Annotated in this window: 6 protein-coding genes; 3 read left to right on the plus strand and 3 right to left on the minus strand. The window is 70.2% G+C overall.

Annotated features, from left to right (window positions below; genetic code table 11):
* Window positions 1-227: 227 nt before the first annotated feature.
* Window positions 228-1,256, plus strand: a complete 1,029-nt coding sequence (locus QH290_RS15895; RefSeq protein ID WP_280265427.1) for a hypothetical protein — start codon at window positions 228-230, stop codon at window positions 1,254-1,256.
* 43 nt (window positions 1,257-1,299) lie between these two features.
* On the opposite strand, the gene QH290_RS15900 is transcribed toward QH290_RS15895, so the two are convergent.
* Window positions 1,300-1,842 (minus strand): C40 family peptidase, encoded by a 543-nt coding sequence (locus tag QH290_RS15900; protein WP_280265428.1) that lies wholly within the window; start codon window positions 1,840-1,842, stop codon window positions 1,300-1,302.
* 371 nt (window positions 1,843-2,213) lie between these two features.
* On the opposite strand from QH290_RS15900, the gene QH290_RS15905 reads away from it, so the two are divergent.
* The gene (locus QH290_RS15905) at window positions 2,214-2,828 is read left to right on the plus strand and encodes a VOC family protein (protein ID WP_280383617.1); all 615 of its coding nucleotides are present in this window, start codon (window positions 2,214-2,216) and stop codon (window positions 2,826-2,828) included.
* 10 nt (window positions 2,829-2,838) lie between these two features.
* On the opposite strand, the gene QH290_RS15910 is transcribed toward QH290_RS15905, so the two are convergent.
* Entirely contained in the window at window positions 2,839-3,795 is a 957-nt protein-coding gene (locus QH290_RS15910; protein WP_280265430.1) for a proline dehydrogenase family protein, read from the minus strand.
* A 14-nt stretch (window positions 3,796-3,809) separates the two neighbouring features.
* Window positions 3,810-5,462, minus strand: coding sequence for an L-glutamate gamma-semialdehyde dehydrogenase (gene pruA / locus QH290_RS15915; protein ID WP_280265431.1), 1,653 nt, complete (start codon window positions 5,460-5,462; stop codon window positions 3,810-3,812).
* Between the two features lie 1,446 nt (window positions 5,463-6,908).
* Here pruA and QH290_RS38085 point away from each other — a divergent pair.
* On the plus strand, window positions 6,909-7,056 hold a 148-nt coding region (locus tag QH290_RS38085; protein ID WP_425303609.1), incomplete at its 3' end, for a hypothetical protein.

The following is a 7,056-nucleotide window of genomic DNA, read 5'->3' on the forward strand; positions in this document are numbered from 1 at the left end:
CCTGCCCGGCTGGTGGTGTTTTTTTCTGGCTTTTTTTGCTATACTCCACCCGTTTGCGGGGGGGGTGTAGCGGGGCGCGCCGCTTCGGGGGGCCCGGGGCTATGGGGGTCAGCTCGCGCTGGATGGTCCGGATCGCCGCATCGCGGGAGGGAAATCTCGACTGCCCCGTCATGGTTGTATAGTACAACAATTGATAGTTGTATTTACCAACCTTTGGAGCGGATTCGATGACCTCCCACCAGCTCCGGCACGTCGCCGGTCACCTGCTCACACCGCTGCTGATGTGCGTCGGCATGGGCCTGGCCTATCTCGGCGCGTTCCACCAGCCCGAGCCCAACCACCTGAGGGTGGCGGTCGTGGGCGACACCCCGCAGGTGCTGGTGCTGGCGCAGACGATGAAGGACACCGCGGGCGACAAACTCGAGGTCGTCACCCTGCCGACACGCGACGACGCGGTGCATCGGCTGCAGGATCGCGACCTGGCCGGTGCTTACGTCCCCGAGGCGGGACATCCGGAACTGCTCGTGGCCAAGGCCGACTCCGACACCACCGCAATGGCCGTCGAGACCGTCTTCGGCCAGGTCGCCGCGCGGCAGCACGCGCCGCTGACGACCACCGACATCACCACCCACGCCCCCGGCGACCCGACCGGGCAGGGCCTGTTCTTCCTATTGGTGGCGTTGAGCATCGGCTCCTACGGCAGCGTCGCCGCCATCGGCGCGGCCGGTGCGGGCATGAGCATCGGCCTGCGGGCGCTGTGCGGGCTGGTCACCTCGCTGATCGTCAGCGTCATCGGGATCGCCCTGGCCGGGCCCGTCTTCCACATCGTCGACCACGACTACGCCCAGATCTGGGCGATGGGCTGGCTGTATTCGGCGGGCATCCTGACCATCGGCATCGGCCTGCACACCTTCCTGAAGCGCTGGACCACCCTGGCGCTGATGGCGCTGTTCGTGATGCTGAACTTCACCACCTCCGGCGGCGTCTACGGCCCCGCTCTGCAGAACGACTTCTTCGGCGCGCTGCATTCGTTCTGGAACGGCGCCGGATTCGTCGAGGGCGCCCGCAGCCTCCTGTACTTCGACGGCACCGGCCTCACCAGCCGAATCACCAGCCTCACCCTGTGGTTCGCAACAGGCTTGGCCCTCCTGGCCATCGCGGGCATACACGAACGCCGGACGGCCCCGCCGCCCGAGGCAGTCGAGCCCCACGGCCGCACCGCCGAGGAGGAGATGGAGGAGGCGGTCGGAGTCTGACGCCCGCCCCCACCTCGTATTTCCGGCGTGCTTTCGGCCGGAATCAGTAGAAGCGGCGGATGGCGTAGATGTCGAACTCGTTGAGCGGTGTCAGGACGACGCCGACGCCCGGTGAGTGGGCGTTGAGGAGCATGCCACCGCCCGCGTAGATGCCCTCGTGGGAGCCGTCGGTGTTCACCACGACGATGTCGCCGGGCTGGATCGCACCCAGCGGCACCGCGCTGCCCGCCTCGGCCTGCTGCCAGGTCGTGCGGGGTAGCAGGATGCCCACCTGGCGGAATGCCCACAGCGCCAGTCCGGAGCAGTCGTAGGTGTTGGGGCCGGTGGCACCCCACTGATACGGCTTACCGGCCTGGGTCTGCGCGAGGCTCAGCGCGATCTGCGCCCGCGGGCTCGGGATCGGCAGATTCGCCGAGCCGCTCGCGCTGCCGGAGGCGGAGCCGGAGCCCGAACCGGAACTACTGCCGCTGTCCCCGGAACCGGTCGCGGCGGCCACCGGTCCGGCCAGGGCCGAGACCGCCAGCAGGCCGGTCAGCGCGGCGAAGAGGAGCCTGGTGATTCTGTTGCGTGAGGCAGTTGTCGCCATGTCTTGCCCTTCGGTTCGGCACACACCACCCCGACGGCGAGCGTCCGGCGACCACTCAGCACACAGAAACTACTGGGATGACCGCTTCCCCACGGGCATCTCATCCGGACGGCTTGCCTGGCAGTGCGGTTTTCTCAGCTGGATCGAACGGACGAACACACAAGCTCAACTAGACATTCACAGTTGCTGTGACATAGCTGTTCTACCGCAAATCACATGCGCCCCACAAGATCTAATTCTTCCCCCGCACCCCCGGCCCAGGTCAGAGGGCCCGCATCGGCGGGAATCGAGCCGTAATCGCAACATTCGCGGTCGGCTCAGGCCGATTCGAACCGGTGACCACCCGGACGCCGAAACCTACAGTGACTGGCGTGAGTGGACTCGATCATCTGGTGCTGGCGACCCCGCGGCTCGCCGAGACCGTGGCGGACGTGGCACGGCTGACGGGCGTGGAACCCGTGACCGGAGGACAGCACGCGGGGCGCGGCACCCGCAATTACCTGCTGGGCCTGGGGAGCGGCGGCTATCTGGAGATCATCGGCCCGGACGCCGACCAGCCCGTCCCGGCACGGCCGCGGCCGTTCGGCATCGACGATCTGACCGGCCCGAGCCTGGTGACCTGGGCGGTGCGGGTGACCGATATCGAAACGACGCTCGCCGCGGCGCGGGCGGCCGGATTCGATCCGGGCGACGCCGAGGACATGTCCCGGGCGACGCCCGGCGGCGAGGTGCTGCGCTGGCGGCTGACGGGTGGCGGCACGCACGTCGGCGTGCTCCCGTTCCTCATCGACTGGGGCGAAACCCGCCATCCCGCGCAGGACCTCCCGGAGGTCAAACTGCTGTCGCTGACCGCCATCCACCCCGATCCGGAGGCGATTCTGCCTCGGCTGCAGGCGATTTCGGCCGACATCGAGCTGCGGCCGGGCATTCCGGCGGCCCTGATCGCCACCCTGGACGGACCGCACGGCCCCGTCGCCCTCACGTGACCGGGACGGGTCAGGTCGCCGTCGCCGCCGAGCGGAGGAAGAACATCAGGTTCGCGGGCCGCTCGGCCAGGCGCCGCACGAAGTAGCCGTACCACTGGTCGCCGAAGGGGACGTAGACCCGCAGGTGCTGGCCGAGGGACACCAGCCGCTCCTGTTCGGTGGGCCGGATGCCGTAGAGCATCTGGTATTCCATGTCGTCGCGACCCCGGCCGGCCGCGGTCGCCAGCAGCGCCGCCGCCTCGATCATCGCCGGATCGTGCGTGGCGACCATCGGATATCCCTTGCCCGCCATGAGGATTCGCAGGCACCGCAGATACGACGCGTCGACCTCGCGCCTGCGGCGGAAGGCCACCGCGCCCGGCTCGTTGTAGGCGCCCTTGCACAATCGGATCCGTGCCCCCTCGTCGGCGAAGGCCCGGCAGTCGTCCTCGGTGCGCCGCAGATAGGCCTGCAGCACGGTCCCTACGGTCTCGGGGTGGTCGCGGCGCAGCTCGCGAACGGTGGCCAGGGCGGCGTCGGTGGTGGTGTGGTCCTCGGCGTCGAAGGTCACCCAGATGCCCACAGCCGCAGCCGCTTCCACGATCGTCCGGGCGTTGTCCGTGGCAACGGTCGCCCCCAGGGACCGACCCAGCGCCGACAGCTTCACCGAAACCTCCAGTGGGCGCACCGTTTCGGCGTCGGACCGCGCCGGGAGAGCGCCGATCAGCGCGAGGTACTCGCCCACCACCCGTCGCGCCTGCGCCGGGTCGGTGGTGTCCTCGCCGAGATAGTCGATGGTGACGAACCGATTGCGCCGCAACAGGTCCCGTATCGAGACCAGCGCCGCGTCGCGCGTGTCACCGGCGACGAAGCGGTCCACCAGACGCCTGGTGACCGGCATCCCGGTGATCCCGCGTTCGGCACGCGGAGACCGTGCCGCGGCGAGCAGCGCGGGCCGTAAGGGGTTGGCGAGAACGGGAGTGCTCATGCGGCCGGATGCCATCACCGCTCCCCCGGATCTTGGGCCTGGTGCGGGTATTCGTGGCTCGTGGGCGCCACGAACGTCTCCTTGATCGACCGGGGTGAGGTCCAGCGCAGCAGGTTGAGCGGGGAACCGGCCTTGTCGTTGGTGCCGGAGGCGCGGGAGCCGCCGAACGGCTGCTGGCCCACCACCGCACCGGTCGGCTTGTCGTTGACGTAGAAGTTCCCGGCCGCGAAACGCAGTGCGTCGCTGGCCTTTTCGATGGCGGCCCGGTCACGGGCGATGACCGCGCCGGTGAGCCCGTAGGCGGCGCCGGAGTCGACCAGCCGCAGCGCCTCGTCGAAGGCATGGGGGCGCGAGTCGTCGTAGACGTGCACGGACAGGATCGGCCCGAAGTACTCCGTGCGGAATGCCTCGTCGGTGGGATCGTCGCCCAGCAGCAGCGTCGGGGCGATGAAGTAGCCGACGCTGTCGTCGTAGGTGCCGCCCGCCGCGACCGTCAGCCCGGGCGTGGCCTTGGCCCGCTCGATCGCGGCGGCATTGCGGTCGAAGGCACGCCGATCGATCACGGCCCCACCGAAATTCGTGAAATCGGTGACGTCACCGTAGGTCAGCGCGCCGACCCGGTCGATCAGCTCGTCGCCGATCCGGTGCCACACCGACCGGGGCACGAACGCCCGCGACGCGGCCGAGCATTTCTGCCCCTGATATTCGTAGGCGCCGCGGATCAGCGCGGTGGTCAGCGTCGCCGGATCGGCCGACGGATGCGCCAGCACGAAGTCCTTGCCGCCGGTCTCCCCGACCAGCCGCGGATAGGTGCGGTAACGGTCGATGTGGCCGCCGACCTCGCGCCACAGGTGCTGGAAGGTGCGGGTGGACCCGGTGAAATGGATTCCTGCCAGCCGCGGATCGCGCAACGCCACCTCCGAGACCTCCGGCCCGTGCCCGTGCACCAGGTTGATCACGCCCGGCGGCAGACCGGCGGCCTCGAGCACCCGCATCGTGTGATAGGCGGCCACGGCCTGGGTCGGCGAAGGCTTCCACACCACCGTATTGCCCATCAAAGCCGGTGCGGTGGGCAGATTTCCGGCGATGGCCGTGAAGTTGAACGGGGTGATCGCGTAGACGAACCCCTCCAGCGGACGATAGTCGCTACGGTTCCACACCCCCGGCCCCGACATCGGCTGCCCCGCCAGCAGCTGCCGCGCGAAATGCACGTTGAACCGCCAGAAGTCCACCAGTTCGCAGGGCGCGTCGATCTCGGCCTGGTAGGGCGACTTCGACTGGCCCAACATGGTTGCGGCGGCGACGGTTTCGCGCCACGGTCCGGACAGCAGATCGGCCGCGCGCAGGAATACCGCGGCCCGCTCGTCGAAAGGCAGTGCACGCCAGGCGGATGCGGCCTTCACCGCCGTATCCACCGCATCGTGAACGTCGCCCGGTTCGGCGACGCTGAAACTGCCGAGCACCGCGGCGTGGTCGTGCGGCTGGACGACGTCCACCCGCGCGCCGGTTCCGGCCCGGTGCTCGCCGTCGATCACGTGGCGGACCTCGGTGGGGGTCCCGGCAAGCTCGCGCAGCGCGGCGCGCAACCGGGCGCGTTCCGGGGTGCCGGGCGCATAGGAGTTGACGGGCTCGTTGGACGGTGCGGGGACCGTGGTGATCGCGTCCATGGCACGAAATAAACCGCATCCGACCGTGGGCGGGGTTGTCCTCTTCGATGAATTGCGGCATCGGTTTTCGTCCGATTGAATGAAGAGTGTGAAGCACCTCATAGCCCTGTCGGAACTGCTATCGGCCCTGACCAGCGCCGTTGTCACGCTGGTCGACGCGCCCGCGGGCGAGGAGGTGGTGGTCGATTCCGTGGCCTTCATGGATGTCGACGACCTGAGCATGGATATGCCGCCCGGCCGGGCGCTGCCGGAGGTGTATCTGCAGGTCGGAGTGGGCGACGACGATGCGGCACGGTGGCTGCGCGACCTCGGCGAGCGCTGCCCCGCCGAGCACCGCCCGCGGGTGGTGTTCTCCAAGAGCGTGTCCGCGCGGCTGCGGGCCGCCGCCCAGGATGCGGGCATCGCGCTGGTCGCGGTCCATCCGCACGCCCGGTGGGAGATGGTGCACGCGCTGATCGAGCGGATCACCGGGCACGGCGCGGGACCGCACACGGCCGTGCCCTCCGCGCCCGCGCTGGACACCGACCTGTTCGGGCTGGCGCAGTCGGTGGCCGAGTCCACGCGCGGGCTGGTCGCCATCGAGGACGCCCAGTCGCGGGTGCTGGCCTATTCCGCCGACAGCACCGCCTCCGCGGATGCCGTGCGGCGGCTGTCGGTGCTCGGCCGGCAGGGCCCGGCCGGATATCTGCACTGGCTACAGCGGGAGAAGGTGTTCGATCGGTTGCGCAATACCGCCGACGCCGTGGAGGTTCCGGCGCAGCCGGAGTGGGAGACGCGGCGCCGCATCGCGATCGGCATCCGGGAGCCGGTGCGCGACGACGGACGGTCGCCCATGGTGCTCGGCACGATCTGGGTGCAGGAGGCCGCCGAGCCGCTACACGGCGACTGCGCCAAGGTGCTGCGCGGCGCGGCATCCATTGCGGGGCGGGTGATCTGGCGCACCCGGCAGGCGCCGACGACCGACGCGCTACTGATCCAGCGGCTGTTCGGCGCGCACGGCGGCGACGTCGACCTCGCGGCCTTCGCCGACACCTTCGGCATGGCGGCCGACGGGCGGGCGGCCGTGGTCGGGTTCGCGCGGCACGCGTCGCGGGAATCGGCGGAGGCGGCGATGCATCGCGGCACCGTCACACTTCGCCTGCACGCCAGCGCCTTTCGACAGGACTGCGTGACCACCCGGATCGGCGATCGCCTGTATGTGCTGTTCCCCGAGCATCGTTCGGTGGACCGCGTGACCTCGTGGACCCGGCAGGTGATCGGGCAGCTCGCCGACCGCTCCGGGCTGACGCTGCGCGCGGCCATCGCCGCCCCCGTCGCCGGGCTGGGCGATGTGGCGCGGGGCCGCGCCGCGGGGGGCCCGGGGGGGGCCCCCCCCCGGGATCAGGCGGGGGCCGCACCCGGGGCGCCGCCGGGCGCCTGCGCCGCCTGGAGGCGTGCCAGTCCCCGGTGTGGGACACCGCCCTGGCGCTGGCCGCGCTGCAGGAGGCCGGGACGCCCGGCGACGATCCGGCGGTGCTGCGTGCCGCGCGGTGGCTTCTGGACGAGCAGATCACCGTCGGAGGCGACTGTCAGGTGCGCCGTCCCGTAAATACAA

It is taken from the genome of Nocardia wallacei, assembly GCF_029869545.1.
In the GTDB taxonomy this organism is placed as follows: domain Bacteria; phylum Actinomycetota; class Actinomycetes; order Mycobacteriales; family Mycobacteriaceae; genus Nocardia; species Nocardia wallacei_A.

Bases quoted from the DNA above. Each gene is read 5' to 3' on its own strand.
- QH290_RS15910 (WP_280265430.1), bottom strand. From the start codon at position 3,795: ATGAGCACTCCCGTTCTCGCCAACCCCTTACGGCCCGCGCTGCTCGCC.
- pruA (WP_280265431.1), bottom strand. From the start codon at position 5,462: ATGGACGCGATCACCACGGTCCCCGCACCGTCCAACGAGCCCGTCAAC.
- QH290_RS15900 (WP_280265428.1), bottom strand. From the start codon at position 1,842: ATGGCGACAACTGCCTCACGCAACAGAATCACCAGGCTCCTCTTCGCC.
- QH290_RS15895 (WP_280265427.1), top strand. From the start codon at position 228: ATGACCTCCCACCAGCTCCGGCACGTCGCCGGTCACCTGCTCACACCG.